The following is a 25,196-nucleotide window of genomic DNA, read 5'->3' on the forward strand; positions in this document are numbered from 1 at the left end:
GTTACACTGTGACACATGACGCCTATTCGTCACAACGGTTCGGACCGGCCGGACCGCTCGGATCGTTCAGATCGTTCGGACAGTGATCCCGTACTCGACGCCGTGCGCGACTGCGTCCTGGCCGTCGGCGTCCGGCGTACGACCCTGACGGACGTGGCGCGCCGCGCGGGCGTGTCCCGGATGACGCTCTACCGCCGCTGGCCCGATGTGCGGTCCCTCGTCGGCGATCTGATGACGCGGGAGTGGATCGCCGTGGCCGTCGGGGCGATGCCGGAACGCAGGCCCGGAACGAACGCGCGCACGCTGATCGTCGACGGGCTCGTGGCGGGGGTGAGGGCGTTCCGCGCCCACCCGCTCTTCCGCAAGATCGTCGACGTGGACCCCGAACTGCTCCTCCCTTATGTGCTGGACCGCCGGGGAGCCAGCCAGGAGGCCCTGCTCTCCCTGCTCGCCGATCACTTGCGCGAGGGCCACGCCGACGGGTCGGTGCGCGCCGGCCACACCGAGCGGCAGGCGCGGTCCCTGCTGCTGATCGTGCAGTCCTTCACGCTGTCGCTGCGCACCATGACCGAGGAGGACGACCCCGAACTGGACGGAGAGGCCTTCCTCGCGGAACTGCGGACCATCCTGGAGAGGACCCTGACGCCATGAGCTTCGGCAACGACCCTGCCGTCCCCGCGCACACGGCTCCGGGCACCTCGCTCACCGCCGCCCGCCGCGCCCGCGAACTGGCCCGGACAGTCGGCGGTCCGGCCGTGGACGTCCTGGTCGTCGGTCTGGGCGCGACCGGCGCCGGGGCCGCGCTGGACGCCGCGGCGCGCGGGCTGAGCGTCGCCGCGATCGACGCCCACGACCTGGCCTTCGGCACCTCCCGCTGGAGTTCGAAACTCGTCCACGGCGGACTGCGCTACCTCGCCTCCGCCCAGTTCGACGTCGCCCACGAGAGCGCGGTCGAACGCGGTGTGCTGATGGAACGCACCGCTCCCCATCTGGTCGGCGCCCAGCCGTTCGTCCTGCCCCTCACGCCGCTGGTCTCGCGCGGCCAGGCCGCCCTGGCCTGGGCCGGCTTCCGTGCGGGCGACGGGCTGCGGCTGGCGGCGCGCACCGCCCGCGCCACCCTGCCGGTACCGCGCAGGCTGTCCACCGTGGAGACCCGCCACCTCGCGCCCGCCGTGCGCGGCACCGGGCTGCGCGGCGGTCTGCTGTCCTGGGACGGGCGGCTCACCGACGACGCCCGCCTGGTGACCGCGCTCGCCCGTACGGCGGCGGGTCGCGGCGCCCGCGTCCTGACCCGGGTCCGGGCCCTGGAACTCACCGGTTCCGGAGCCCGGGTACGTGACGAACTGACCGGCGAGGAGGGCGAGATCCGGGCCCGCGCCGTGATCAACGCCTCCGGAGTGTGGGCGGGCGGCCTGGTGGACGGCATCCGGATCCGGCCCTCCCGGGGCACCCACCTCGTGCTGCGCTCCGGCCTGCTCGGTCCCCTGCCCGCCGGGCTGCACATCCCGGTCCCCGGAGAGACCAACCGCTTCGTCCTGGTCCTGCCGCAGGACGACGGCCGGGTCTACGTCGGCCTCACCGACGAGCCCGTCGAGGGCGGCGTCCCGGACGTGCCGGAGGTCCCCGAGTCCGACGTCGGCTTCCTCCTCGACGTGCTGGCCTCCGCCCTCGACGTACCCATACGCCGCGACGACGTGGCCGGCGCCTTCGCGGGTCTGCGTCCCCTGCTGGACACCACGCCGGCGACCGGGTCCGCCTCGGCGCCCCGGACAGCGGACATCTCCCGCAGGCACGCGGTGCTCACCTCGCCGGACGGCGTGATCACCGTGGTGGGCGGCAAGCTCACCACCTACCGGCGCATGGCCGAGGACGCCGTCGACACCGCCGTCGCCGCGCACGGACTCGGCGCGGGCCCCTCCCTCACGGCCGCGCTCCCGCTCGTCGGCGCCGCGTCACCGCGGATCCTCACCGCGCTCCGGGCCCCGCACCGCCTGATCCGGCGCTATGGCACGGAGGCACCGGCCGTCCACGCCCTGGGCGCCCGGGACCCACGCCTGCGCGCACCCGTGTTGGAGGGCCACCCTGTCACCCGCGCCGAACTCCTGTGGGCCGTACGTCAGGAAGGTGCCCTCGACGAGTCCGACCTCCTGGACCGCCGCACCCGAGTCGGCCTCGTACCGTCCGACCGTACGACAGCCCTGGAGGCCGCACGCGAGGTGCTGGGCGAGACACTGGGCTCCCGATGAACCGCGCTCGACGCGGGACGCCCGGTGAACGGGCCGCGTCACCCTCGGAGTCGGGGTGCTCGGCCCGTCGGCCGGGACTGGCGCCGGTGAGTGGAGCCGGGTCCTGAGCGGGCGGGACACACGATGTCGGGGGGCGGCGTGGAGCACCGGCCCGGTGGCCGGCCAGGCATCCCGCCCCTACCCAATGAGCGCAGAGCCGCTGGCTGGCCCGCGTCCACACCAGAGCCACGCCCACCGACGTGAGCGGCACACCGGTCGGCGCAGAGCCACGTAAGTCAGCGCCAGCGACGCCCTTCGATGCCAGAGCCACGCCCATGAGCGCCAGGGCCACACCCGCCGATGCCCGCACCGACAGGTCGGCACCAGGACGGCGCCAGTCGCCGCCCGAACGGGACGAGTTGGCGCCAGAGGCCGGCTCGTCGGCGTCAGCGAGGCCTTCGCCATCAGGACCGCGCCCGTCCGCGCCCGGCGCGTTCGTTGGCGCGTGGGCAGGTCACTGCCAGGGACGCGCTTCCCTGCCAGGGGCCGCGTCGGTTGGCGTCAGGGGTGTGGCGGCGGGGTCGGATCCCGCGGGTCGGTGCTGGGGCCGTGTCGGCTCAGGCGGCGAAGGCTTCGCCCTGTTCTTCGAGGCGGGCGAGGAGTTGGGGGTGGTGGAGAGTGGAGACCGGGGCGAGGAGGTCGGGGTGACGGAGCAGGGCCGCTGCCCGCCGGTCGCCGTCGTCGGGGGCGACCAGGCGGCGGAACTCCGGGGGCGTGGACGCCGGTTCGGTCGTCTCGGTGAGCGCGTCCACCGCGCGCCCGGCCAGTTCGGGGTCGATGAGCAGGCAGGCGGCCCAGCTCAGCACGACCTCGTCCACCCAGGTGCGCCAGGCGTACGCGTCCGGGTCGTCGGTGTCGACGCCGTCCGCGCCGGCGATCCAGTCCAGTCGGGCCGAGCCTCCGGGGCCGGCCATCATCACCAGCGCGGCGTCCATCGGCGTCGGGTAGCGCAGCCGCGCCGCGACCGTCACCGCCTGGCGTGCCTGCACCTCGCACAGGGCGGAGGCCAACGCGCCGCCGGACGCCGGGTACGCGCTGGTCAGCCAGTGGGTGGTCGCCGCGATGAGCGGAGAGAGATCTTCGTGCACTGCCGGGCCGTTCGAGCCGTTCACGGACAAAAAGGACTGCGTGAAACGGTAGTCCGCGCCCCGGGCCGAGCAGTATGACCCAGGCCGCCTCCGGGGCGTGGCTTCCGACACATTCGCCTGCGGCGGTGCCCGACCGGAGACGGCCCGGAGGCCGTTGCCCGTACGTACCGGTGCCGGTCAGGCCCCGGCGGGGAAGCGTTTCCGGACGCGGTGGGCGCCCAGGAGGGAGATGATCTCCTCCAGCGTGGCGGGACCAACGGGCGCCGAGGATCACGCCGGGGGCGTCGACGGGCACACCGGCCGCTTCGAGCGCGGCCTCGGCTACCTTCCACGCGCCGATCGCCTTGGGGTACTGGTGGTCGCCCGCCGTGCGTCGCCGCCGAGCGCGTGCCGCCCGCGCCATGGGCAGGCACCGTCAGGGCCTCCGGGCCGCAACGGGTCTGGGCCCGCCGCCGATTACAGTGACGCACCGGCAAAAACGGGAGAGGGCTGTGCGGGTTCGGGCGGGGACGGCGTGGCGGGGTTCGGCAACTGTGGTGGTACTGCTGCTGGGCGGGGCGCTGACGGCATGTTCGGGGGCGCCGCGGGAGGATGCGTCCACCGTGCGGGCGACGGACGCGACGGGCTCGGCCGTCCGCAGCGGGGACACGATCGGAGCCCGGGGCTCGGTGTGCGAGCTTCCCGTCACCTTCGACATCGCCGAGGGCTGGAAGGCCGAGGCGGCGGATCCGGCGGCGGCCGGCGACTCCTCCACCGGCAAGGAGGTCGCGGACGCGCTGCTGCGCCAGGGCCCGGTGACCGCCGTGTGCGAGGTCGACGCCAAGCCCGCGGGGAACATCGGCTTCCTCCGCGTGTTCACCGGCTCCCCGGGCGCGGGGGACGCGAGCACGGCGCTGCGGGCCTTCGTGGCCGCCGAGGAGGGCGTGAGCGGGGAGACGTACCGCTCGTTCACGACGGGCGGACTCGAAGGGGTCGAAGTCGAGTACCTGCGTACGAGCGAGTTCCTGGGCGAGTCGAAGAAGGAACGCGCGCTGGCCGTCGGCACGGCCCGGGGCCCTGTGGTCCTGCACCTCGGCGGCATGGACACCGAGGAACACGAACAGATGCTCCCCGCGTACGAACTCGCCAGGCGGACTCTGCGCGGCTCCTGAGCCTCCCACGCGGCGCGACGGGCCCGGCCGGCCGGTCTCCGGAGTACGGCGTCCCGTCGGCGGCTTTGGGGGGCCCGTACTCTGGGGGCCGTGCACATCTGTTTCGTCTGCAGCGGGAACATCTGCCGGTCGCCGTCCGCGGCGCTGGTGTTCGCCGAGCGGTTGCGCCGGGCGGGGCTCACGGACGCGGTCCGGGTCAGCAGCGCCGGCATCGGCCCGTGGCACGCCGGGGAGGCCATCGACGAGCGGGCCGGTGAGGTGCTGGCCCGGCACGGCTACCCGGTCCGGCACGTCGCCGCCCAGGTCGGCGCCGAGCACCTGGACGCCGACCTGCTCCTGGCCATGGACCGCGGTCACGAGAAGGCGCTGCGCCGACTCGTCGACGACCCGTCCCGGGTGCGGCTGCTGCGCTCCTTCGACCCGGACGCGACCGGGGACCTCGATGTGCCCGACCCGTACTACGGCGGCCCGGAGGGGTTCGAGGAGGTGCTGGCCATGATCGAGGCCGCGACCCCGGGCCTGCTCGACTGGGTGCGCGAGCGCCTGCCCGCGTGACCGGGCGACCGCGCTCCGGCTCCGGCTCCGGCTCCGGCTCCGGCGAGGAGCCCGCTGCCGCGGCCGCCCGGCTGACCGGACGTGCGGCGGCCGGCCGCAGCCCGTCGGCGGCGAACCCCACCGAGGTGACCCTCGACGACGGCGCGGTGGTCGTGGTCAAGCGCGGTGAGGATCCGGAGGCGGTGCGCGCCGAGGCTGCGGGGCTGCGCTGGCTCGCCGAGGCGGGCGCGGTGCGGGTCCCCGCCGTGTACGGCCACGACCGCCGCTGGCTGGTCACCGACCAAGTTCCACCCGGTCGGCCGAGTCCAGGGGCGGCGGCGCGGTTCGGCCGTGACCTCGCCGCCCTGCACGCCGCCGGGGCGCCCGCGTTCGGTGCCGCCCCGCCCGGCGGGCCGCGGGAGGCGTACATCGGACTCGCGCCGATGCGCAACGTTCCCGGCAGCGACTGGCCGGGCTGGTACGCCGAGCACCGGGTGCTCCCCTATCTGCGCCGCGCAGCCGACGACGGCACCCTGCGCCCCGCCGAGGCGGCCGTGATCGAACGCGTACTGGAACGGCTGCCCGAACTGGCCGGCCCCGCCGAACCGCCCGCGCGACTCCACGGCGACCTGTGGAACGGCAACGTGCTGTGGGGCGCGGACGGCGAGGTCTGGCTGATCGACCCGGCCGCGCACGGCGGGCACCGGGAGACCGACCTGGCGATGCTGCATCTGTTCGGCTGCCCGCACCTGGACCGCGTACTGGACGGATACCGCGAGGTCGCGCCGCTCGCCGGCGGCTGGGCCGGCCGCGTCGGGCTGCACCAGCTCTTCCCGCTGCTGGTGCACACCGTGCTCTTCGGACGCGGCTACGCCGAACAGGCGGTCGCCGCGGCCCGCGGCGCCGGCGGGTGACCCTACCCGTCGCCCTCCACCAGCCGGGCGAGGTTGTCCAGGGCCATGCGCGTCCCCAGCTCGTTGTCCGCGCGCGGCACCTCGTCGGGGATGCCCTCGTGCACGATCACGATCTCCGTACCACCGTCCACCTCGGCCAGTGACGTGGTCATCGTCATCGTGCCGTGCAGGGCGTCCTCGTCGGTCTCGAACGCGAGCACCTCGACCACCAGCCGATCGGGCACGAGCCGGGCGAAGTGCCCCCGGTAGGTGTCCGTGCGGGCACCCGACTTGCCCCGGGCGCCCGGCTCGTCGTACGAGAGGGACACCCGGAACGTGCCGCCCTCACGAGCGTCGAACGTGTGGACATGAGCGGTCATGCCGTCGGGGACGCGCCATCCCGCCACCGCGTCCGGGTCGGTGAGGGCCCGGTAGACGGCGCCGGGAGACGCCTGCACCCGCCGTGAAACCCGTGTGGCATACATGGCAGCAACGTACACACGCGGCGCCCGGATCCGGGACCGAACCGTACGACACCGGACGGACGGTGCCTCACGATTGTCCCGGTTTTGTCACCAAGTTGCCCTGGAGTCGCAGGTGTTGCTCCCGCACATTCACCGCGTGCTAAGAAATACGGCGTCACAGTGGCGCGTAGCATCCCACGGGGACGCCGCACGCCATGTCGGTCCGGTCCGTGAGGGCCGTAGGGGGAAGGTGTCACCTTAGTGAACCGCATGCGCACGACCGTCGCGGCGCTGGCCGCGGCCGGTGTCGTCACCGCCGCTCAACTGGGCTTCGCCGGGGCCGCTTCCGCGGCGACCGCCACACCGCAGAGCTCCGGCTGCCCGATCAACATCGTCTACCCGTCCCGTTTCTACGTGGACCACAACGGGTGGGTGACCAACGGCGGCCTGTACTTCGGTATCAAGAGCAAGACCACGAAGCAGTTCAAGAACGTCACGTTCACGGTCACCAACGTCAAGAACATCCGCTTCGGCACGGCGACGCCGAAGGGCGGCAAGATCACCCACAGGACCTCGCAGACCGTGACGGTCCGCACCACGACCTTCAAGGGAAAGGCGAGCCTCGGCTTCAAGGTCCGGACGCACCTGCTGAACACCAGGAGCTACAAGGTGAAGTTCACCCTGCACGGCTCCGGCTGGAACTGCGCCGTCAACCAGGGCACCTGGGGCGCCTGACCCCGCGGGCACCGGACGGCCGGCGACCGTTTCGGTCCCCCGTCACCCTGCGTGCCGATGCCCCGGCCCCCGCGGCCGGGGCATCGGCATGCGGGGCCGAGGCGCGAGAGTGTGCGGGACCATGATCGGTGCGGCCCGGATACGCACGTGACCGCGGGGTACGCTGCGAATGCCGGCCGGTTACGGGCGATGCCACGTGCGCACCGGTGAGCACGGCGGGGAGAAGGGCGGGTGCGGATGGACTGGCGCGAGTTCGCCGAGCAGATGGCCCAGCTGGCCCGGCGCCTGCTGGCCCAGGACTCCGCGCAGGAGACGCTCGACGAGATCGTCCGGGCGGCCGTCGAGCTGATCGACGGGTGCGAGGCGTCCGGGATCCTGGCCCTGCGCAAGGGGCGCGCCGTGACGCTGGCCGCCTGCGGGGACGTGGTCGGGGAGTCCGACCGGTTGCAGGGCGAGGTCGGCGAGGGCCCCTGCTTCGACGCGGCCCGCCGCGTCGACGGGGACCGTCTCTTCCGCATCGCCGACCTCACGCAGCCGCAGCCCGCGTGGCCGCGGTACGCGCCGGCCGCCCGCGGCCTGGGCATCGGCAGCATGATGGGTTTCCTGCTGTACACCCACGACCAGGACTTCGGTGCGCTCAACCTCTACTCCAGCCGTCCCGGCTCCTTCACCAAGGACAGCGAGACCGCCGGCTGGCTGTTCGCCTCGCACGCCGCCGTCGCCGTGGCGGGTGCCAGAACCGTCGACCAGCTCGAACACGCGTTGGAGACCCGGCACGCCATCGGTGAGGCCATGGGCATCCTGCGGGAACGCCACGGCCTGAGCGAGGAGGACGCCTTCGCCGTCCTGCGCCGCATCTCCCAGCACCACAACGTCAAGATCCGCGACGTCGCGCAGACCATCCGTACCGACGCCTCCAAGCAGAGCTGACACGGGCCGAGCGGGCCGGGTCTCCCCTGCGCCGTCCCCCGGCGGGTGGGTGCCGTGCGGCCGGTGGATGGTGTCGCGGTCATATTCGGGGGGCAGGACCGCCCGTTCGGGTGGCGCCGCCCGCGCGGCCGCCCCCTGCCCGCGCTCGTGACCAAGGAGGTGACTGCCTCTCGCCTCACGCGGCGCGGCAGTGTAGACATGGCTCATGGTCCGACTCCCGGGTCGTACCGGCCCCCGGTCGGCCCGCCGTCCCAGCGGACGGCGTCTCCAGCTCGCGTCCGGCCCAGCCCGGCGGGCGCGCGAGCCGGCCGGGCATGGCCGATCGGGCCGGAGCAGACCGTCCGGGCTGCGGTCGCTCGGCGGGCGCAGCGTCGCCGGGCAGGTGTTCCTGCTCCAGGTCGCCATCGTGGTGCTGCTGGTCGCGGCGGCCGTGGTGGCGCTGGTGCTTCAGGTGCGGCACGACAGCGACCAGGAGGCCCGCAACCGCTCGCTCGCCGTCGCCGAGACGTTCGCCAACGCCCCGGGCATCCGGGAGGCGCTCGCCGCCCCGGACCCGACGGCGGTGCTGCAACCGCGGGCCGAGGCGGCCCGCAAGGAGGCGCACGTCGACTTCCTCGTCGTGATGAACACCAAGGGGACCCGCTACACCCACCCCGCGCCGGACCGCATCGGCAAGCAGTTCGTCGGCACCCTCCAGCCCGCGCTGGCCGGCGGCACGGTCGTCGAGCAGGTCGACGGGACGCTCGGGCCGCTGGTGCAGGCCGTGGTTCCGGTCCAGGCGCCGGACGGCAAGGTGGTGGGCCTGGTGTCGGCCGGCATCACCACCAGCAACGCCGGCGGCCTCGTGGACCGGCAGCTGCCGGTCGTCCTGGGCGCCGCGGCCGTGGCCCTGGCCCTGGCCACGGCGGGGACCGCGCTGGTCACCCGTCGGCTGCTGCGCCAGACCCACGGGCTCGGCCCCCGGGAGATGACGCGGATGTACGAGCACCACGACGCGGTGCTGCACTCCGTCCGGGAAGGCGTGACCATCGTCGGCGACGACGGGAGGCTGCTGCTGGCCAACGACGAGGCGCACCGCCTGCTCGGGCTGCCCGAGGACGCCGAGGGCCGGCATGTGCTCGACCTCGAACTCGCCCCCGAGACCGCCGGCCTGCTGGCCTCCGGCCGGATCGCCACCGACGAGGTGCACCTGGTCGGCGACCGGCTGCTGGCGATCAACCAGCGGCCCACGGACATGGCGGGCGGCCCGTCGGGCACCGTGGCCACGCTGCGCGACTCCACGGAGCTGCGCGCCCTGTCCGGCCGGGCGGAGCAGGCGCGGGAACGCCTCAGCCTGCTCTACGACGCCGGGGTGGGCGTCGGCACGACCCTGGACGTGACCCGGACCGCCGAGGAACTCGTCCGGGTCGCCGTTCCCCGGTTCGCGGACTACGCCACCGTGGACCTGTACGCCGCCGTGCTGGCCGGCGAGGACCCGGATCCGGGGGCCGCGCTGCGCCGTACGGCCTGCGCCGGGATCCGCGAGAACACGCCGCTCTATCCGCTGGGGCAGGAGATCCGCTTCGTCCCCTCCACCCCGCAGGCGCTCGGCATCAAGGCCCGCCGGCCGGTCCTCGAGCCCCGGCTGGAGGCGGCCCCGGGCTGGCAGGCCCAGGACGCCGAGCGCACCGAGCGGGTGCTCGCGTTCGGCATCCACTCCCTGATCACCGTGCCCGTGCGGGCGGGCAATCTGGTGCTGGGCCTGGGCAGCTTCTGGCGGTCGGAGAAGGACGAGCCCTTCGACTCCGAGGAGCTGGCCCTCGCCGAGGAGCTGGTCGCCCGGGCCGCCGTCTCCATCGACAACGCCCGCCGCTACACCCGCGAGCACGGGCTGGCGGTCACCCTTCAGCGCAGCCTGCTGCCGCGCAGCCTGCCCGAGCAGGACGCGCTGGACGTCGCCTACCGCTATCTGCCCGCGCAGGCGGGCGTGGGCGGGGACTGGTTCGACGTGCTGCCGCTGTCCGGGGCGCGGGTCGCGCTCGTCGTCGGGGACGTGGTCGGCCACGGGCTGCACGCCGCGGCCACGATGGGGCGGCTGCGGACCGCGGTCAGCAACTTCTCCGCCCTGGACCTGCCGCCCGAGGAACTGCTCGGGCTGCTGGACGAGCTGGTCGGCCGTATCGACCAGGACGAGACGGCCGACAGTGCCGGCGCGCCCGTCACCGGCGCGACCTGCCTGTACGCGATCTACGATCCGGTCTCGCGCCGGTGCGCGGTCGCCCGCGCGGGGCATCCGCCGCCCGCCGTGATCGGGCCCGACGGGGACGTGACGTTCCCCGACGTGCCCGCCGGTCCCCCGCTCGGGCTGGGCGGGCTGCCGTTCGAGACGGCGGAGCTGGAGCTGGCGGAGGGCAGCCGGCTGGTCCTGTACACGGACGGGCTCGTGATGGACCGGGAGCGGGACATCGACACGGGCCTTGAGGAGCTGCGCAGCGCTCTCGCCTCCGCCGGCGAGTCGCCGGAGGACACGTGCCGGGCCGTCCTGGACGTCCGGCGGCCGTTCCGGCCGGTGGACGACATCGCGCTGCTCGTGGCCCGCACCCGCGCCCTGGGGCCCGGGCAGGTCGCCGAGTGGGACGTGCCCGGGGAGGCGGCGGCCGTCGGGGACGTGCGCGCTGCGGTGAGCCGGCGGCTGGCCGAGTGGGGACTGGAGGAGCTGACGTTCACCACCGAACTGATCCTGAGCGAGCTGGTCACCAACGCGATCCGGTACGGCGCCGAGCCCATCCGGGTCCGGGTGCTGCGTGACCGCGCCCTGATATGCGAGGTCTTCGACAGCAGCAACACCTCCCCGCACCTGCGCTATGCGGCGAGCACGGACGAGGGAGGCCGCGGACTCTTCCTCGTCGCGCAGCTCTCCGAGCGGTGGGGCACCCGCTACACGCCGACCGGCAAGGCAATCTGGGCCGAGCAGCCGCTGCCCTGAGACGCTTCTCCCACCATCGAGTCTCTTGGAGCCCTTTTGGTGCACGACACCCCCGGCACGACCGCACCGGCCGGCACAACCGTGCCGCAGGGCGCGGCCCGCCGCAGCGTCCTCGCCCTGATCGGCGGCTCGCTCGTCGCCCTCCCCCTGCTCGGCGCCCGGGGCGCCGCCGCGGCCCCGGGCCTGGACGACCCGGCGAAGAAGGAGATCGCCATGAAACTGGTGTCGAGTGCGGAGAACTCCACGCTCGACTGGAAGGCCCAGTACGCGTACATCGAGGACCTCGGCGACGGACGCGGCTACACGGCCGGCATCGTCGGCTTCTGCTCCGGCACCGGCGACATGCTCGGCCTGGTGCGGCACTACACCGACCGCAGGCCGAGCAACGTACTGGCCGGGTACCTCCCGGCGCTGCGCCAGGTCGAGGGCACCGACTCGCACCGGGGACTGGACCCCGGCTTCCCCGAGGACTGGCGCAGGGCGGCTCAGGACACCGCGTTCCAGCGGGCCCAGAACGACGAGCGCGACCGCGTCTACTTCGCCCCGGCCGTCGCCCAGGGCAAGGCGGACGGCCTGCGCGCCCTCGGCCAGTTCGCCTACTACGACGCGATCGTGATGCACGGCGGCGGTGGCCTGACCGGCTTCCGCGGCATCCGCGAGCGGGCCTTGCGCACGGCCCGCCCCCCGGCCCGGGGAGGCGACGAGGTGACGTATCTGAACGCGTTCCTCGACGCACGCCTGTGGGCCATGCGGCAGGAGCCGGCCCACCGCGAGACCAGCAGGGTCGACAGCGGGCAGCGGGTCTTCCTGCGCCAGGGCAACCTCGATCTGGAACCGCCGCTGGACTGGAAGGTGTACGGGGACGGCTACCACCTCGGCTGACGCCGCGGCGGAGGGGCGCCGCGTTCGGCGTCAGCCCAGGGCGCGGTCGAGGTTGTAGGCCGCGCTGATCAGGGACAGGTGCGTGAAGGCCTGGGGGAAGTTGCCCTGCTGCTCGCCGGTGGGGCCGATCTCCTCGGCGTACAGGCCGAGGTGGTTGGCGTAGGTGAGCATCTTCTCGAAGGCGAGTCGGGCCTCGTCGAGGCGGCCGGCCCGGGTGAGGGCCTCGACGTACCAGAACGAGCAGATGGAGAACGTGCCCTCGTCGCCGCGCAGCCCGTCCGGGCTGGCCTGCGGGTCGTACCGGTAGACGAGCGAGTCGGAGACCAGGTCGCCGGTCAGCGCGTCGAGGGTGGACAGCCACTTGGGGTCGGTCGGCGCGATGAACTTCGCCAGCGGCATCATCAGCATGGCCGCATCCAGTACGTCGCCGTCCTCGTACTGGACGAAAGCCTGCCGCTCGGCGGACCAGCCGCGGTCCATGATGCGGCGGTAGATGGCGTCCCGGCTCTGCCGCCAGAGGGGCAGGTCGGCGGGCAGGCCGCGGCGGTTGGCCAGCCGCATGGCGCGTTCGACGGCCACCCAGCACATCAGGCGCGAGTACAGGAAGTTCTTTTTGCCGCCCCGGGTCTCCCACACCCCCTCGTCGGGCTGGTCCCAGTTCTCGCACACCCATTCCACCAGCGCGGACACGTCGTCCCACTGGGCGCTGGAGATGGGCTGGGCCCACTTGTCGAAGAGGTAGATCGAGTCGATCAGGGCGCCGTAGATGTCGAGCTGGAGCTGGTCGGCGGCGGCGTTGCCGACCCGTACGGGTGCGGAGCCCCGGTGCCCCTCCAGGTGGCCGAGTTCGCGTTCGGGCAGTTCGCTGCGGCCGTCGATGCCGTACATGATCTGCAGCGGGCCCGTCGCCTTGCCGTCGCCGGGGCTGATGTGCCGGGTCAGGAAGCCCATGAACGCCTCGGCCTCGCCGGCGAAGCCGAGCCGCAGCAGTGCGTAGACGGCGAACGCGGCGTCGCGCACCCAGACGTAGCGGTAGTCCCAGTTGCGCTCACCGCCGACCCGCTCGGGCAGGCTCGTGGTGGGCGCGGCGACGATGGCGCCGGTCGGGGCGTAGGTGAGCAGTTTCAGGGTGAGGGCGGAGCGGTGGACCATCTCGCGCCAGCGGCCGCGGTAGCGGGACTGCGCGAGCCAGCGGCGCCAGTAGGCGACCGTGGCGCAGAACTGCTCCTCGGCCTCGGCGTGGGCGCACCGCCGTGGGGCCACCTCGCCGCCGACCTGGTCGAGCGCGAAGACGGCCGACTCACCCTCGGCGAGCTTGAAGTCCGCGCGCAGGTCCGTGCCGTCGCTCTCCAGGGGCACGGTGGACGTCAGGGCGAGGGACAGGGTCGCCGACTCGAACAGGGCCGTGCAGCCCTCTATCCGGACCGTGTGCGGGTCGGCGCCGTAGTTGAAGCGGGGCGCCACCCGGGCCCGGAACGGCAGGGTGCCGCGTACGCACAGCACGCGCCGGATGAGCCGGTGCCGTTCGGTCTCGGCGGATCCCTGCCGGTCTCCGGACACCGGCATGAAGTCCTGCACCTCGCCGACACCGTCCTCGGTGAAGAACCGGGTGATCAGCACATTGGTGTCGGGGAAGTAGAACTGCTTGGTGCGCACCGCCTCGGCCGCGGCGAGCTCGAAGCTGCCGCCGCGCTCGGCGTCCAGGATCGCGGCGAAGACGCTCGGGGCGTCGAAGGCGGGGCAGCAGTACCAGTCGATCGTGCCGTCGGTGCCGACGAGGGCGACACTGCGCAGGTCGCCGATCAGGCCGTGGTCGGCGATCGGAACGTAGCGGGGTGTGCCCGTCTCGGGCCCTCGGCTTCGGGTTTCGGCCATCGCGGCTTCCTCCTGTCCCCCTCGCATTCCCCCTCGCACGGACCGGTACTCGCGGATCCTGCGATTCCTCCAGCTTAGGAGCGGTCTTCCGGATGCAGGGTGCCGTCCGACGGGCAATCGTGGGAGGAGGTCCCGCTCCCGCAGCACGAGGGCCGCACTCCGGACCCGGGCGGGGACCCAGCCGGACCCGAGGAGGTCACATGTCGACGTCACAACCCGATGCATCCCGCGAGCCCGGGGAGCGCTGCACCCCGGACGATGTGCTCCACGCCCGTACCGGCACCGACGTCTCGCCCGAGGACGTGGTGCTGGCCGCGGGCCGCGACCTCACCCCGCGCAACCTGGAGTGGGCCAAGCGCAAGATCGAGACGGAGGGCCCGGCCGCCCTGGACAAGCTGCTGCCTTAGGGTCTTTCGTTCGGATCAGGCCGGATCGGGAAGCGGGGTCTGGTGATGGGGGCATCTCCCACGCCGTTCAGGCAGTGGGGGAGCATCGCAAGGCGGAGGAGGGCGGCAGGGCGGAGCCCTGCCAACCGACGTCAACGCGGCGAGGCACGGTGCCAGACCCCGCGAGCCTGGCATGCTCCGAACGAGAGGCCGTAGGTCCTCCGGGCCGTGTGCGAGAGGGATCGGAGCCCTGTCGTTCCGGTCCCTTTCGTTCGTCCCTTTCGCTGGAGGTGCTCGCTCTGCGAGACTCCGGGGCGTGCCCGACTTCGACATGATCGTCATAGGATCCGGACCGGGCGGCCAGAAGGCCGCCATCGCCGCGGCCAAGCTGGGCCGCCGGGTCGCTGTCGTGGACAGACCCGACATGGTCGGCGGGGTCTCGATCCACACCGGAACCATTCCCTCCAAGACCTTGCGCGAGGCGGTGGTCTACCTCACCGGACTCACCCAGCGCGATCTGTACGGTCAGAGCTACCGGCTGAAGGAGGACATCACCGTCGCCGACCTGACCGCACGCACCCAGCACGTGGTGGGCCTCGAGGTCGACGTCATCCGCAGCCAGCTCTCCCGCAACCATGTGGCCCTGCTCGCCGGGACCGGTCGCTTCGTCGACGAGCACACCGTCGCGCTGCGCGAAGTCAACGGCGAGGAAAGGCTGTTGACGGCCGAACACATCGTCATCGCGACCGGTACGCGACCGGCCCGTCCCGACAGCGTGGAGTTCGACGGGCGCACCATCATGGACTCCGACAACGTGCTCACGCTGGAGCGGGTGCCGCGGTCGATGGTCATCGTCGGCGCCGGGGTCATCGGGATGGAGTACGCCTCCATGTTCGCCGCGCTCGGCAGCAGGGTGACCGTCGTCGAACGGCGGCCGGGCATGCTCGACATGTGCGACGTCGAGATCGTGGAGTCGCTCCGCTACCACCTGCGGGACCTCGCCGTCACCTTCCGCTTCGGGGAGACGGTGGCCGCCGTGGAGCGGCACGAGAACGGCACGCTCACCGTGCTGGAGAGCGGCAAGAAGATACCGGCCGACGCGGTGATGTACTCGGCGGGCCGGCAGGGCCTCACCGACGGACTCGACCTGGAGAAGGCCGGGTTGAGCGCCGACGCGCGCGGCCGGATCGCGGTCGACGAGCACTACCGCACGCAGGTGCCGCACATCTACGCGGTCGGCGACGTGATCGGCTTCCCCGCGCTCGCGGCGACCTCGATGGAACAGGGGCGGGCGGCGGCGTACCACGCCTGCGGGGAGCCGGTCGGCAGGATGAGCGGCCTTCAGCCGATCGGCATTTATACAATCCCGGAGATCAGCTTCGTCGGGCGGACCGAGGACCAGCTCACCGAGGACCGGGTGCCGTTCGAGGTGGGCGTCTCCCGTTACCGGGAGTTGGCCCGCGGGCAGATCATCGGTGACTCGCACGGCATGCTGAAACTGCTGGTCTCACCGGAGGACCGCACGCTGCTCGGGGTGCACTGCTTCGGCGCCGGGGCCACCGAACTCATCCACATCGGGCAGACGGTGATGGGCTGCGGCGGCACCGTGGACTACCTGGTCGACGCGGTGTTCAACTACCCGACGCTCGCGGAGTCGTACAAGGTGGCCGCCCTGGACGCGACGAACAAGCTCCGGCAGATCGACCGGATCGGGGGCTGACCCCGGGGCCGGGTCAGGGCTGGGTGCCGTCGTCCGGCAGCGTGTCGTCGTGGACGATGTGGACGGCGGCCTCCTCGGCGCCGGCGGCTCCCGCGTCGATGCCCATGTCGGCGGCGACCTCCTCCTCGGTGGTGTCGCCGCGGACACCCTCGTCCAGGGCGACGAGGCGGCCGGCGCGGTCCCCGCCCGCCTCGGGGTCGACCGGTTCGCCCTCACCGCCGGGCAGGTCGCCCACCCCGTCGCCTTCGGGCCCGCCCTCGTCGGGCCGCTCCTGCGCCAGCCGCTGGTGAGGCTCTCGCCCTCGCGCTGTTCGGCGGCCGTCGTGCCGTACTTGGTGACGCCCAGCGGCTTCTCCGGCGGGGAGTAGCCCTCGTCGAGAACGTCGTCGTAGGTCCGCTCCCCCACCGCGTTCTCCATGTCCAGCGGCGCGGCGTCTCCCTGTTCCTCGTTGCCGCCGGTGGGCTGGTAGACGTCGTCTGCCATCGGATCGGTGCTCACGGGTTCCTCCCTGGCGGGCCTTGCGGCATGTCGTGATCCGCGTTTCCCGCAGAGCCCGTCCCAATCACCGCGGCGGGTGGGAGGGGACTCACCCCGGTGGCTGGGAGGGGATGGTCCCGCGTCCGTCAGGCGGACAGCAGTCCGCGGCCGAGCCAGTCGGAGGAGTCGCGGACGCCGGGCAGGGCGAAGAAGTAGCCGCCGCCGGTCGGGGAGATGTAGTCGACGAGGGGTTCGTCGATCAGCCGGGTCTGGGTGGCCTCGAACTGGCGGACGACATCCTGCTGGTAGCAGCAGAAGACCAGGCCCATGTCGAGGTTGCCGACGTTGTCGACGCCGCGGTCGTAGTTGTAGCCGCGGCGCAGGATGCGGGAGGTGTCGGTGGCGGCGGTGCGTGGGTTGGCCAGCCGGATGTGGGAGTCCAGCGGGATCGCCGTGCCCTTGGGGTCCTTGGCGTACTGGGGGACGTCGGTCTCCTTGGCGCCGTCCAGCGGGGCGCCCGTGTCCTTGCGGCGGCCGAACATCTTCTCCTGCTCGGTCAGCGACACCCGGTCCCAGAACTCCACCAGCATGCGGATGATCCGGATCACCTGGTAGCTGCCGCCGGCCGCCCAGGCCGGCTCGCCCTGCCCTTCGCCCACCCAGACCAGGCGGTTCGTCTCCCGGGCGGAGGCGACGTCCGGGTTGGCGATGCCGTCCTTGAAGCCGAGCAGATTGCGCTGGGCGCCGGTGGGGCGCGGGCCGCTCTGGAAGCCGTCGACGCGCCACTTGATCTGGAGGGCGCCCCGGGTGTGCCGGGCGATGTCGCGCAGTGCGTGCAGCACCGTGTCCTGGCGGTCGGCGCAGATCTGCAGGGACAGGTCGCCGTGGCACTCGGCGGGGTTCAGGTTGTCGTTGGGGAAGGTCCGCATGGGGGTGAGTCGCCGCGGTATCGCCTTGGCCAGGCCGAAGCGGTCGTCGAAGAGGGAGGCGCCGACGCCGACGGTGACGGTGAGGGAGTCGGCGGGGATCTCGGGACCGAGGATGCCGTTGTCGGACGGCGGGGCACCGACGCCCAGGTCGGTGGGGGTGCCGCCGGCGGTGAGGAAGCGGGCCCGCTCGGTGATGGTCCGCAGCAGTGCGGCGAGTTCCGCGCGGTCCTCGGCGATGACGTCGAAGGAGACGAAGGCGGCGGCCGCGGGGGCGGGCGTGAGGACGCCTGCCTGGTGGACGCCGTGGAACGGGACCGCGGCCCCGCCGGTGCCGTCCGCGGCGTGCGCCTGGCCCGCGCCGCTCTGGGCGAGGGCGAAGCCGCCGCCCGCCAGGACCGCGCCGGCGGCACCGGCGCCCAGGGCCGTCTTGACGAAGGTGCGGCGCCCGTGGCCGGCGGGGCAGCCGCCCTCGGGTGCGGACGTTTCGGCGGACGGCATGGAGCGGTTCCCTTCGGTGCGTACGGTCTCGGGTGTCACGGCGCGCGGTGCGGTCATCAGGCGGACTTCCGGATCTCCAGCAGGTCCGGTACGGGGGCGAGGTCCTCCAGGAGCTGTCCGGTGGCCCCGTCGAGACGGGCCCGGGTGATCGCGTCGAGCCGGTTCACGGGGGTCCAGGCGTTCCCCTGGTGGGCCGCGTCGAGCAGCTTCCGCAGCCGGACGGTGTCCGCGTCGAGCGTGGGCAGCAGGTGCGGGGCGCGGGAGGTCAGCAGCGGCTTGAGCACGGTGAGCAGTTCGCTGGTGCCGGCGAGGTTGGCGTCGGCCGTGGCCAGCTCGGTGCCGCTGCCCTGGTCGGTCTGGCCGGTGAGCTCGAACTGGAGGGTGTTCTCGAGGATCTCGTGGGCCCGCAGCGGCAGGTCACCGGGGTCGAAAGCCTGCGCGGGGAAGGCCTTGCGCAGGCCGGCGGCGTCGTCGTCGAGCTGCTGGGCCGCGGCCTTCAGGCGGTCCGCGCTCTGGCCGTGCCACAGGCCGTACTCGATGCGGTGGAAGCCGGTGAAGTCCTTGTCGTCCACTCCGCCGGGCAGCCCGTCGGGCCGGCCGTTGATCTTCTTGTCGAAGTCCTCGAAGGTGCCGTAGGCGGCGCCGAGGGAGGAGTAGGTGCGGTGGGCGGTCAGCCAGTCGGCGCGGGCCGCGTCGAGGTCGCCGCCCTGGATGTCGGCGTTCAACCGGCCGGTCTGGGCGACGAGCGTGGCCAGACCGCGTTCGACGTACTGCTTGTACTCCTTGAGCGGGGTGGCGAGGTCCTGCTCGGACACCGGGACGACCGCCGTGGCCCCTGCCCCGCCGCCGACCCGGACGGCCTTGGAGGTGACGGCCGTGCCGCCGGTGGGCACGCAGCGCCAGGCGTAGCTGCCGCCCGCGACGGTGGCGACCAGGTCGCGGGTGGTGCCGGGGGCCAGGCCCTCGATCTCGCCGTAGACCGCGTTGGTGGCCGGGTCGATCAGGTACACCTCGGACGTCTTCGACCCGGTGTTCTGCATCTGGAACGTCTGGCGTCCCGGCCGGGGCGCGGTGAAGCCCTTGCCGCACTCGGTCTCCGAGACGGCGACGGTCTGGGCTCCGGCGGGCTTGGGCCGTCCCAGGGCGACCACGAGTCCGGCGACGACCGCGGGCACCGCGACGACGGCCACGGGCACGACCCAGGCGGGACGCCTCCGGCGGGCGACGGCCGCCTGCGCGTGCGGTTCGGCCGGTGTCTCGCGGACGCCGCGGTCCTGCCTCCGCGCCGGGTCGGCCCCCTCGGCCCGCACCCCACCGACGCCGTCACCACCGGACGAGTCGTCGGCCCCGGAGGCTACGGGGGTCTCGGCGTGGGAGGCGGCGGGCGTCACGGTCCCGGAAACGGTGGGCATCTCGGCCTGGGAAACCGCGGGCGTCCCGGCCTGGGACATGGCGGGCGTCTCAGCCCGGGAAACCGCGGGCGTCCCGGCCCGGGAAACCGCGGGCGTCCCGGCCCGGGAGCCGGCGGGCGTCCCGGTCGCCGTCGCTGTCGTCGCCGCAGTGGCGGTCCTCGCGTGCGGCCCGGCGGCGGCTCGGTCCCTGTCCTCAGCCGCCACGGCGGCCGCCGGCCCGGCCTCGGCCGCCGCCCCGACAGGGCTACCGTCCGGGGCCTCGGCCCCGGCAGCGGCACGCGTCCCGCTCCCGGCGGCTGCCTGAGGCCCGCTCTCGGCACCGGCGCCCCGCGCGGCCTCCGGCAAAGCAGCGGCCGTCGTGCCGGTCGGCGCCGTGGCGGGCACGGGCTTCGTGGCGGACACCGGCTTCGTGGCGGACACCGGCTTCGTGGCGCGTATGCCCCGGACGAACAGGGTCATCACCACGGCGAGGTAGCCGGCGTAGCCGAGGACTTGGAGCCAGGTCATCGTCGGGGTGAGGTTGAAGACTCCCTGGACGAGGGTGCTGTACCAGGAGCCCGCGTCGACGGTGCCGCCGAGGTCGACGGCGTACGCCACCTTGCCGGGAAGGGCTCCGCCCTCCTGGAGGTCGCGCAGGCCGTAGCCGAGGACGCCGGCCGCGATCACGATCAGTACGGCGCCGGTGGCGGTGAAGAACTTGGTGAGGTTGATCTTCAGCACCCGCCGGTACAGGCCCCAGCACAGGCCGGCCGCAAGGACCAGACCGATCCCGGCGCCCGTCAGCGGTCCCGCGGACTCGCCGGCCGCGCGGGCGGTGGTCCACAGGAACAGGGCCGTCTCCAGGCCCTCTCGGCCCACCGCGAGGAAGGAGGTGAGGATCAGCACACCGGCGCCCATGCCGAGCGCGTCGGCCACCTTCTCCTTGATCTCACCGGAGAGGCTGCGGGCCGAGCGGCGCATCCAGAACACCATGGCGGTGACGAACGCGACGGCCACGACGCTGAGGGCACCGCCGAACGCCTCCTGCGCGGTCGCGGACAGCGAGGCCGCCGTGAAGGTGAGCACCGCGCCGAAGCTCATCGCGAGCGCGACGGCCGCGAGGACGCCGGTCCACACCTGCGGCAGCCGGGACTTGGCTCCGGCCCGGACCAGGGTGGCAACGAGGATGGAGACGATCAGTCCGCCTTCGAGTCCCTCTCTCAGCCCGATCAGGAAACTCGGAAACGCGTCGTCCCACATGCCGTACGGCCCCTCCCTGGCACACCGCCCCAGCCACTCTGGGACCGGGTTAGCGAAGGCATGCCTAACTTCGTGATCCATCATGACTACAGGCGTGTAGTCGGCTGGTCATGAAGCGGCAATAGGCCGGTAAAGGTCGGCGTGGGCACGGGAGTCCTCGGTCACAACCGATCTCGCCGCGCAGGCGACGTGCGCGCGTCCGACCGGGCGACCTGTTTCACTCGTTGGGGCGACCACGGGAACGCCCGGAGGGTTTCCGTCGTCTACAGTGACGTAGACGGTCTACAGATTTGTAGTCACTCGGCCGGTGCCCTCAGTCTCGCGCCCGCCGACCCGACGGAAAGGGCCCGCGACGATGATCGCACCCCTGCACCTGTCGTCGCAGCTCGCTGTCAATGTGCTGGACGCCCAGTCGCTGCTGGCCGCCTTCGGCGTGCTCGGCGTCGGCGTGGTGATGTTCGCCGAGACGGGGCTCCTGATCGGCTTCTTCCTGCCCGGCGACTCGCTGCTGTTCACCGCGGGCCTGCTGTGCACCGGCACGGCCGACCGGGGTGTGCGGCTGTCGTTGGCCCCGTTGCTGGTCGCGGCCGTCGTCGGCGCGCTCGCCGGCTCGCAGTGCGGCTTCCTGCTGGGGCGCAGGGCGGGCGGCGCCCTGCTCGCCCGCAGCCGCTCCCCGCGCCTGCACGAGGGCGCCGCTCGCGCAGAGGAACTCCTGGAGCGGTACGGGTTCGCGAAGGCGATCGTATTGGCCCGTTTCGTGCCGGTGGTGCGTACGGTGCTCAACCCGATGGCCGGCGCCCTGGGCGTGCCGACCCGCACGTTCACCCTGTGGCAGGTCGTCGGCGGTCTCGTCTGGAGCGTCGGCCTCACCCTCGCGGGGTACGCGCTCGGCTCCTCCGTCCCGAACATCGACAAGTATCTGCTCCCGGTGATCGGACTTATCGTGATCGTGTCGCTGATCCCGCTCGTCCCGGAGGTCCTGCGCTCGCGCCGGGCCGCGAAGGCCAAGGAGGCGCGCGGATGATCCTCGCCCTGTCGGGCTCGTCCATCGACGGCCCCCTGTACTCGGACGTGGTGGACCTGGCCCGCCGCTCCCCCGCGTGGTGGGACGACATGGTGACGGTGTGGTCGGCCTACGGCCTGGCCGTGTTCGCCGTGCTGATGCTCGCGGTCTGGTGGCGCTCCCGCCGGGTGGACGCCGGGACGGCGGTCACGGCCCTGGTGGTGCCACTCGTCGTGGTGCTCGCCTACGCCGTCAACTCGCTGGTGAAGCTGCTCGTGCACGAGGTGCGCCCGTGCCGCACGCTGCACGTGGTCACCCTGGAGGCCTGTCCGGCCCGCACCGACTGGTCCTTCCCCAGCAACCACGCGGCGATCGCCGCCGCGGCCGCGGTGGCGCTGCTCCTCGTCTCGCGCCGGCTCGGCGCGATCGCCTGCGTGGCCGCCGTCGCGATGGCCGCCTCCCGGGTCTGGGTCGGCGCCCACTATCCGCACGACGTGGCGGCCGGGCTCCTGACCGGCGGCCTGGTGGCCTACGTCGTGATGAAGGCGCTGCTGCGCCGGCCGGAGATACTCGCCCGGCGCCTGGCCGCGACGCGGCTGCGGCCGTTGCTGGTGTCATGAGGCCCCGGGACACCGCCGACCTCGCGGGCAGTGCGGGGCTCGGCGCCTGGGCCGCGTTCGCCGTGCTCGGACTGGTCGTCGGCGGCCATGGCACCCCCCTGTCCGTGGACGACACCCTGCTCTCCTGGTCCCTCGACCACCGCCCGGCGGTGGCGGTGGCGGTGGCCCGCGGGCTCACCGCCACGGGGACGGGGGTCGTCCCGTACCTGCTCGTCGCGCTGGCCGGCCTCGCCGTCGGCCGCACGGCCCGGCAGCGTGCGGTCACGGCCGCTCTCGGTCTCGGTTGCCTGGTGGCGGGCCAGGCCCTGCGCTACGGCGTGATGGAGCTGATCTCCCGGCCACGTCCGCCGCGGCAGGACTGGGCGGCCCACGCCTCGGCCTGGTCGTTCCCGTCCGGGCACACCACCACGTCCGCGCTGACCGCCGGGCTGGTGATCCTGGCGATAGTCGTGCGTGCCCCGCGCGGCCGTGGAGCGGTGTGCCTCGTCGTCGGCTGCTGGGGCGCGCTGGTGGGGCTGACCCGGGTGTATCTCGGGGTGCACTGGTTCACCGACGTGATCGGCGGCTGGCTTTTCGCCGCGGGCTGGCTCGGGGTGTGCCTGTGCGCGGCGGCCTGGTGGCTGCCATCCGGCTTCGTGTCCGAGCTGACCACGAGAGCCGGAGGGCCGGTGGAGGAACATGCGGACCAGGGTTCCGGCGGTCGAGGGCGGTCACGCCCTGCGTGACGCCCCGCCGTCGCGGCCTGCACGACGGAAACCTCGACCCACCCCTCGACGCGAACCCACCGCCGCGACCGGCCGACGACGGAGACCGGGGGCGGCACCCCCGGCGGCGAACCGCGCGGCCACGAGCCGCCCACCGGGCAGCGACTCGGCCACACCGGCGCGGGGCCCCGAACAACTGGTCTACGAGACCGCGCCGAACAGACGGCCGAGGTCGTTCTCGTCGGCGACGGGGGTATCTCGCCGGCCACCGGCCGGTTCGGCGCGGGGGTGTACGCGGCGGCCGCACGGCGCTGCGCGCCAACCGGCCCGTAGTCGCGGACCGGGAAGGCCCGCAGGACACGGTCGCAACCGCTTGGCAGCCGTACCTGGCCAGCTGCCACGAGCCGCCCACCGGGCAGCGACTCGGCCATCGCGCCCCGCCGGGCCAGGGCCGGCCCGCCCGGGCGGCGAGCGAGGCCGTGGCGGCGAAGGCCCCGCACGCCAACCGGCCCGTAGTCGCGGACCGGGAAGGCCCACAGGACACGGTCGCAACCGCTTGGCAGCCGTACCTGGCCAGCTGCCACGAGCCGCCCACCGGGCAGCGACTCGGCCACCGCGCCCCGCCGGGCCAGGGCCGGCCCGCCCGGGCGGCGAGCGAGGCCGTGGCGGCGAAGGCGCTGCACGCCAACCGGCCCGTGGCCGCGGGCCGGGAGGGTCCGCAGGAGCGCGGCGCCGGCCGCCCTGGCCGGGAGACACACCGCCGTCGCGAGCCATTGCCCCGGTCGTGCCACCAGGCCCGCGGGCGCGGCGCGTTGGTGACGGTTGCGGAGCCCGGAGCGTCAGGGGCCGGTGGCCTTGCGCGCCTGGGGTGCGACGTACAGGCGCAGGTCGCCGAAGCGGTGGGAGGGCCAGGTGCGGGCGTACGCGGGCGGGGTGCCGTCGGCGGTGGTGAGGGCGGCGACCGGCAGGCGCCGTGCGGCCTGATCGATGGCCGCCGGGGTGCTGTTGGTGTTGGGGCCCGCGACGGCGGCCGAACCGCAGCCGGTGTAGAAGGCGATCGGGATGGCCTCCTCACCGGTGAGCAGACAGGGCGGGCGCACTCCGAGGCGGTGCAGCGTGGCGGCGGTGCCGGACCAGGCGCGGCGGTCGACGGTGGTGCGGTGGACGGTGTGGGCGAGGACGGCGTACTGCACCGCCAGATGCCCGGCGAGGCCAACGGCGGCCAGGGACACGGCAAATGGCCGCCACCTGCCGTTCGGCGCTCTGAGAAGGTGGACGAGGGCGTCGGCGGCCGGGATCGCGAGCAGGGCGTAGGCGGGCAGCAGGAAGCGGGGCGCCGCGTATCCGATCATGAACAGGTACGGGAAGGCGGCCGTGGCCGCGCAGGCCAGCGCGACCAGCGTGGGCGGGCTCCGCCGGGCGCGCACGGCAAGGGCGAGGCCCAGCAGGGCGAGCAGCGGCAGGACGTACCACCAGGCGGTGACGGCCAGGTTCGGCTGCGCGCCGGTGCAGGGCCGGCACAGGGCGCGCCCGCCCAGGCTGCGCAGTTGGTCGGCCACGGCGAAGTGCCAGCCCAGGCCGCCCTGTATGGCGGATCCGTCGGACAGCCGCTGGAACAGGCCCCCGTAGGCGACGTACGCCTCGATCACCCATTCGGCAGACCCGGCCACCAGTCCGGCGAGCAGCGCGGCGAGCGGCTTCCAGCGCCGCTCCAGCAGGGCGAGGGTGAGCAGGGGCAGGACCGCCCAGACGGCGTCCATGGGACGCATCAACGCCATGAGGGCGGCGCCGCCGGCCAGGCCCCACAGTGCGGTGAGGTCGCGCCGGGCAGTCCGGACCCGCAGGTAGCAGCCCGCACAGGCGAGGGCGCCGATGGCGACCCAGTAGTTGGGCATGGCCTGCGGGCCGTAGAACAGGGTCACCCACAGGGAGGCGAACAGGGCGCCGGCCAGGGCCAGGACACCGGAGCGGAACGCATGCCGCCACACGCGCAGGGCCAAGTACAGGGCGAGCCCGGAGAGCACCGCGAGGTAGACGCGCAGCAGCGTGGTGGACGACGACCAGGAGGCGACCGGCGCGACGAGCAGCGAGACGCCGCGGGCGCGCGGGGCGCTGAAGTAGGCGGCCGGCGCGTGTCCGCTGACCTGGCTGACGTAGATGGACTCGTCCCAGCCGAGGCCCATGCCGGGGCGGACCAGGAGGAGTTGGGCGAGGGTGAAGGCGGCGGCCACCGCTGCCACGAGGACGTCGCCGCGGGCCCGGCGGGCGCGGGCGGAGCCGGACCCCGGTCCCGCTCGCCGCGTCCCGGCGAGTATGGCGTGCGTACTGTCGGCCATCTCCACCCCTCACCCCCGCACCGCGGGGTTTCGGACTCCCCGCGTTCCGCGCCGCCGGCGCAGGAACCAG

At 73.5% G+C, this 25,196-nt stretch carries 20 protein-coding genes and 1 pseudogene; 14 read left to right on the forward strand and 7 right to left on the reverse strand.

The window, feature by feature from the left end; translation table 11 throughout:
* Positions 1-15: 15 nt before the first annotated feature.
* Positions 16-651, forward strand: a complete 636-nt coding sequence (locus ACIQFZ_RS33885) for a TetR/AcrR family transcriptional regulator (protein ID WP_365419341.1) — start codon at positions 16-18, stop codon at positions 649-651.
* Positions 648-2,246, forward strand: coding sequence for a glycerol-3-phosphate dehydrogenase/oxidase (locus ACIQFZ_RS33890; RefSeq protein ID WP_402693019.1), 1,599 nt, complete (start codon positions 648-650; stop codon positions 2,244-2,246). Before ACIQFZ_RS33885 ends, ACIQFZ_RS33890 begins: the two co-directional genes overlap by 4 nt.
* A gap of 596 nt (positions 2,247-2,842) precedes the next feature.
* Here the strand turns inward: ACIQFZ_RS33890 and ACIQFZ_RS33895 are convergent.
* Positions 2,843-3,373, reverse strand: coding sequence for a hypothetical protein (locus tag ACIQFZ_RS33895; protein ID WP_365419347.1), 531 nt, complete (start codon positions 3,371-3,373; stop codon positions 2,843-2,845).
* 491 nt (positions 3,374-3,864) lie between these two features.
* On the opposite strand from ACIQFZ_RS33895, the gene ACIQFZ_RS33900 reads away from it, so the two are divergent.
* The 3 genes from ACIQFZ_RS33900 (at position 3,865) to ACIQFZ_RS33910 (ending at position 5,972) form a co-directional block, all read left to right on the forward strand.
* Positions 3,865-4,524 (forward strand): lipoprotein, encoded by a 660-nt coding sequence (locus ACIQFZ_RS33900; RefSeq protein ID WP_402693020.1) that lies wholly within the window; start codon positions 3,865-3,867, stop codon positions 4,522-4,524.
* A 90-nt stretch (positions 4,525-4,614) separates the two neighbouring features.
* Entirely contained in the window at positions 4,615-5,079 is a 465-nt protein-coding gene (locus ACIQFZ_RS33905) for a low molecular weight protein-tyrosine-phosphatase (RefSeq protein ID WP_376555856.1), read from the forward strand.
* Complete coding sequence (locus ACIQFZ_RS33910) at positions 5,076-5,972, forward strand: fructosamine kinase family protein (RefSeq protein ID WP_402693021.1); 897 nt, start codon at positions 5,076-5,078, stop codon at positions 5,970-5,972. Before ACIQFZ_RS33905 ends, ACIQFZ_RS33910 begins: the two co-directional genes overlap by 4 nt.
* A 2-nt stretch (positions 5,973-5,974) precedes the next feature.
* Here ACIQFZ_RS33910 and ACIQFZ_RS33915 read toward each other — a convergent pair whose 3' ends face one another.
* The gene (locus ACIQFZ_RS33915; RefSeq protein ID WP_402693022.1) at positions 5,975-6,436 is read right to left on the reverse strand and encodes an SRPBCC family protein; all 462 of its coding nucleotides are present in this window, start codon (positions 6,434-6,436) and stop codon (positions 5,975-5,977) included.
* 249 nt (positions 6,437-6,685) lie between these two features.
* Between ACIQFZ_RS33915 and ACIQFZ_RS33920 the strand changes: the two genes are divergently transcribed.
* The 4 genes from ACIQFZ_RS33920 to ACIQFZ_RS33935 all read left to right on the forward strand — a co-directional run bounded on the left by ACIQFZ_RS33920 (position 6,686) and on the right by ACIQFZ_RS33935 (position 11,927).
* The gene (locus ACIQFZ_RS33920) at positions 6,686-7,150 is read left to right on the forward strand and encodes a hypothetical protein (protein WP_383058692.1); all 465 of its coding nucleotides are present in this window, start codon (positions 6,686-6,688) and stop codon (positions 7,148-7,150) included.
* Between the two features lie 237 nt (positions 7,151-7,387).
* The gene (locus ACIQFZ_RS33925) at positions 7,388-8,080 is read left to right on the forward strand and encodes a GAF and ANTAR domain-containing protein (protein WP_365775709.1); all 693 of its coding nucleotides are present in this window, start codon (positions 7,388-7,390) and stop codon (positions 8,078-8,080) included.
* A 205-nt stretch (positions 8,081-8,285) separates the two neighbouring features.
* The gene (locus tag ACIQFZ_RS33930; RefSeq protein WP_402693023.1) at positions 8,286-11,045 is read left to right on the forward strand and encodes a SpoIIE family protein phosphatase; all 2,760 of its coding nucleotides are present in this window, start codon (positions 8,286-8,288) and stop codon (positions 11,043-11,045) included.
* Between the two features lie 39 nt (positions 11,046-11,084).
* Entirely contained in the window at positions 11,085-11,927 is an 843-nt protein-coding gene (locus ACIQFZ_RS33935) for a chitosanase (RefSeq protein ID WP_402693024.1), read from the forward strand.
* A gap of 30 nt (positions 11,928-11,957) precedes the next feature.
* Here the strand turns inward: ACIQFZ_RS33935 and ACIQFZ_RS33940 are convergent, their stop codons facing one another.
* Entirely contained in the window at positions 11,958-13,802 is a 1,845-nt protein-coding gene (locus tag ACIQFZ_RS33940; RefSeq protein ID WP_376652859.1) for a glycoside hydrolase family 15 protein, read from the reverse strand.
* Positions 13,803-14,002: 200 nt separating this feature from the next.
* Here ACIQFZ_RS33940 and ACIQFZ_RS33945 point away from each other — a divergent pair, with 200 nt between their 5' ends.
* Positions 14,003-14,209, forward strand: coding sequence for a hypothetical protein (locus ACIQFZ_RS33945; protein WP_365419370.1), 207 nt, complete (start codon positions 14,003-14,005; stop codon positions 14,207-14,209).
* A 295-nt stretch (positions 14,210-14,504) separates the two neighbouring features.
* Positions 14,505-15,908, forward strand: a complete 1,404-nt coding sequence (gene sthA / locus ACIQFZ_RS33950; RefSeq protein WP_365775710.1) for a Si-specific NAD(P)(+) transhydrogenase — start codon at positions 14,505-14,507, stop codon at positions 15,906-15,908.
* 13 nt (positions 15,909-15,921) lie between these two features.
* On the opposite strand, the pseudogene ACIQFZ_RS33955 reads toward sthA, so the two are convergent.
* From ACIQFZ_RS33955 to efeU, 3 genes and pseudogenes are all read right to left on the reverse strand, one after another.
* Positions 15,922-16,406 (reverse strand): annotated as a pseudogene (locus ACIQFZ_RS33955) (DUF5709 domain-containing protein).
* A 125-nt stretch (positions 16,407-16,531) separates the two neighbouring features.
* The gene (efeB, locus tag ACIQFZ_RS33960) at positions 16,532-17,812 is read right to left on the reverse strand and encodes an iron uptake transporter deferrochelatase/peroxidase subunit (protein WP_402693025.1); all 1,281 of its coding nucleotides are present in this window, start codon (positions 17,810-17,812) and stop codon (positions 16,532-16,534) included.
* Between the two features lie 56 nt (positions 17,813-17,868).
* Positions 17,869-20,463, reverse strand: coding sequence for an iron uptake transporter permease EfeU (gene efeU / locus ACIQFZ_RS33965; RefSeq protein ID WP_402693026.1), 2,595 nt, complete (start codon positions 20,461-20,463; stop codon positions 17,869-17,871).
* A 355-nt stretch (positions 20,464-20,818) separates the two neighbouring features.
* Here efeU and ACIQFZ_RS33970 point away from each other — a divergent pair, with 355 nt between their 5' ends.
* Genes ACIQFZ_RS33970 through ACIQFZ_RS33980 form a run of 3 tightly spaced genes read left to right on the forward strand, consistent with a single transcriptional unit; the run spans position 20,819 to position 22,811 of the window.
* The gene (locus ACIQFZ_RS33970) at positions 20,819-21,487 is read left to right on the forward strand and encodes a DedA family protein (RefSeq protein ID WP_365436331.1); all 669 of its coding nucleotides are present in this window, start codon (positions 20,819-20,821) and stop codon (positions 21,485-21,487) included.
* The gene (locus ACIQFZ_RS33975; protein ID WP_402693027.1) at positions 21,484-22,086 is read left to right on the forward strand and encodes a phosphatase PAP2 family protein; all 603 of its coding nucleotides are present in this window, start codon (positions 21,484-21,486) and stop codon (positions 22,084-22,086) included. Before ACIQFZ_RS33970 ends, ACIQFZ_RS33975 begins: the two co-directional genes overlap by 4 nt.
* Entirely contained in the window at positions 22,083-22,811 is a 729-nt protein-coding gene (locus ACIQFZ_RS33980; RefSeq protein ID WP_402693028.1) for a phosphatase PAP2 family protein, read from the forward strand. The genes ACIQFZ_RS33975 and ACIQFZ_RS33980 overlap by 4 nt, the downstream gene beginning before the upstream one ends.
* Positions 22,812-23,629: 818 nt before the next feature.
* Here ACIQFZ_RS33980 and ACIQFZ_RS33985 read toward each other — a convergent pair.
* Entirely contained in the window at positions 23,630-25,126 is a 1,497-nt protein-coding gene (locus ACIQFZ_RS33985) for a hypothetical protein (protein ID WP_402693029.1), read from the reverse strand.
* Between the last annotated feature and the right edge of the window lie 70 nt (positions 25,127-25,196).

The sequence above is a fragment of the Streptomyces sp. NPDC093064 genome, assembly GCF_044754605.1.
Taxonomy (GTDB): domain Bacteria; phylum Actinomycetota; class Actinomycetes; order Streptomycetales; family Streptomycetaceae; genus Streptomyces.

What these genes read in the sequence shown, in the direction of transcription:
- ACIQFZ_RS33970 (WP_365436331.1), top strand. Translation starts at nt 20,819, where the DNA reads ATGATCGCACCCCTGCACCTGTCGTCGCAGCTCGCTGTCAATGTGCTG.
- ACIQFZ_RS33885 (WP_365419341.1), top strand. Translation starts at nt 16, where the DNA reads ATGACGCCTATTCGTCACAACGGTTCGGACCGGCCGGACCGCTCGGAT.
- ACIQFZ_RS33940 (WP_376652859.1), bottom strand. Translation starts at nt 13,802, where the DNA reads ATGGCCGAAACCCGAAGCCGAGGGCCCGAGACGGGCACACCCCGCTAC.
- efeU (WP_402693026.1), bottom strand. Translation starts at nt 20,463, where the DNA reads ATGTGGGACGACGCGTTTCCGAGTTTCCTGATCGGGCTGAGAGAGGGA.
- ACIQFZ_RS33920 (WP_383058692.1), top strand. Translation starts at nt 6,686, where the DNA reads ATGCGCACGACCGTCGCGGCGCTGGCCGCGGCCGGTGTCGTCACCGCC.
- efeB (WP_402693025.1), bottom strand. Translation starts at nt 17,812, where the DNA reads ATGCCGTCCGCCGAAACGTCCGCACCCGAGGGCGGCTGCCCCGCCGGC.
- ACIQFZ_RS33915 (WP_402693022.1), bottom strand. Translation starts at nt 6,436, where the DNA reads ATGTATGCCACACGGGTTTCACGGCGGGTGCAGGCGTCTCCCGGCGCC.
- ACIQFZ_RS33980 (WP_402693028.1), top strand. Translation starts at nt 22,083, where the DNA reads ATGAGGCCCCGGGACACCGCCGACCTCGCGGGCAGTGCGGGGCTCGGC.
- ACIQFZ_RS33890 (WP_402693019.1), top strand. Translation starts at nt 648, where the DNA reads ATGAGCTTCGGCAACGACCCTGCCGTCCCCGCGCACACGGCTCCGGGC.
- ACIQFZ_RS33930 (WP_402693023.1), top strand. Translation starts at nt 8,286, where the DNA reads ATGGTCCGACTCCCGGGTCGTACCGGCCCCCGGTCGGCCCGCCGTCCC.
- ACIQFZ_RS33975 (WP_402693027.1), top strand. Translation starts at nt 21,484, where the DNA reads ATGATCCTCGCCCTGTCGGGCTCGTCCATCGACGGCCCCCTGTACTCG.
- ACIQFZ_RS33945 (WP_365419370.1), top strand. Translation starts at nt 14,003, where the DNA reads ATGTCGACGTCACAACCCGATGCATCCCGCGAGCCCGGGGAGCGCTGC.
- ACIQFZ_RS33985 (WP_402693029.1), bottom strand. Translation starts at nt 25,126, where the DNA reads ATGGCCGACAGTACGCACGCCATACTCGCCGGGACGCGGCGAGCGGGA.
- ACIQFZ_RS33925 (WP_365775709.1), top strand. Translation starts at nt 7,388, where the DNA reads ATGGACTGGCGCGAGTTCGCCGAGCAGATGGCCCAGCTGGCCCGGCGC.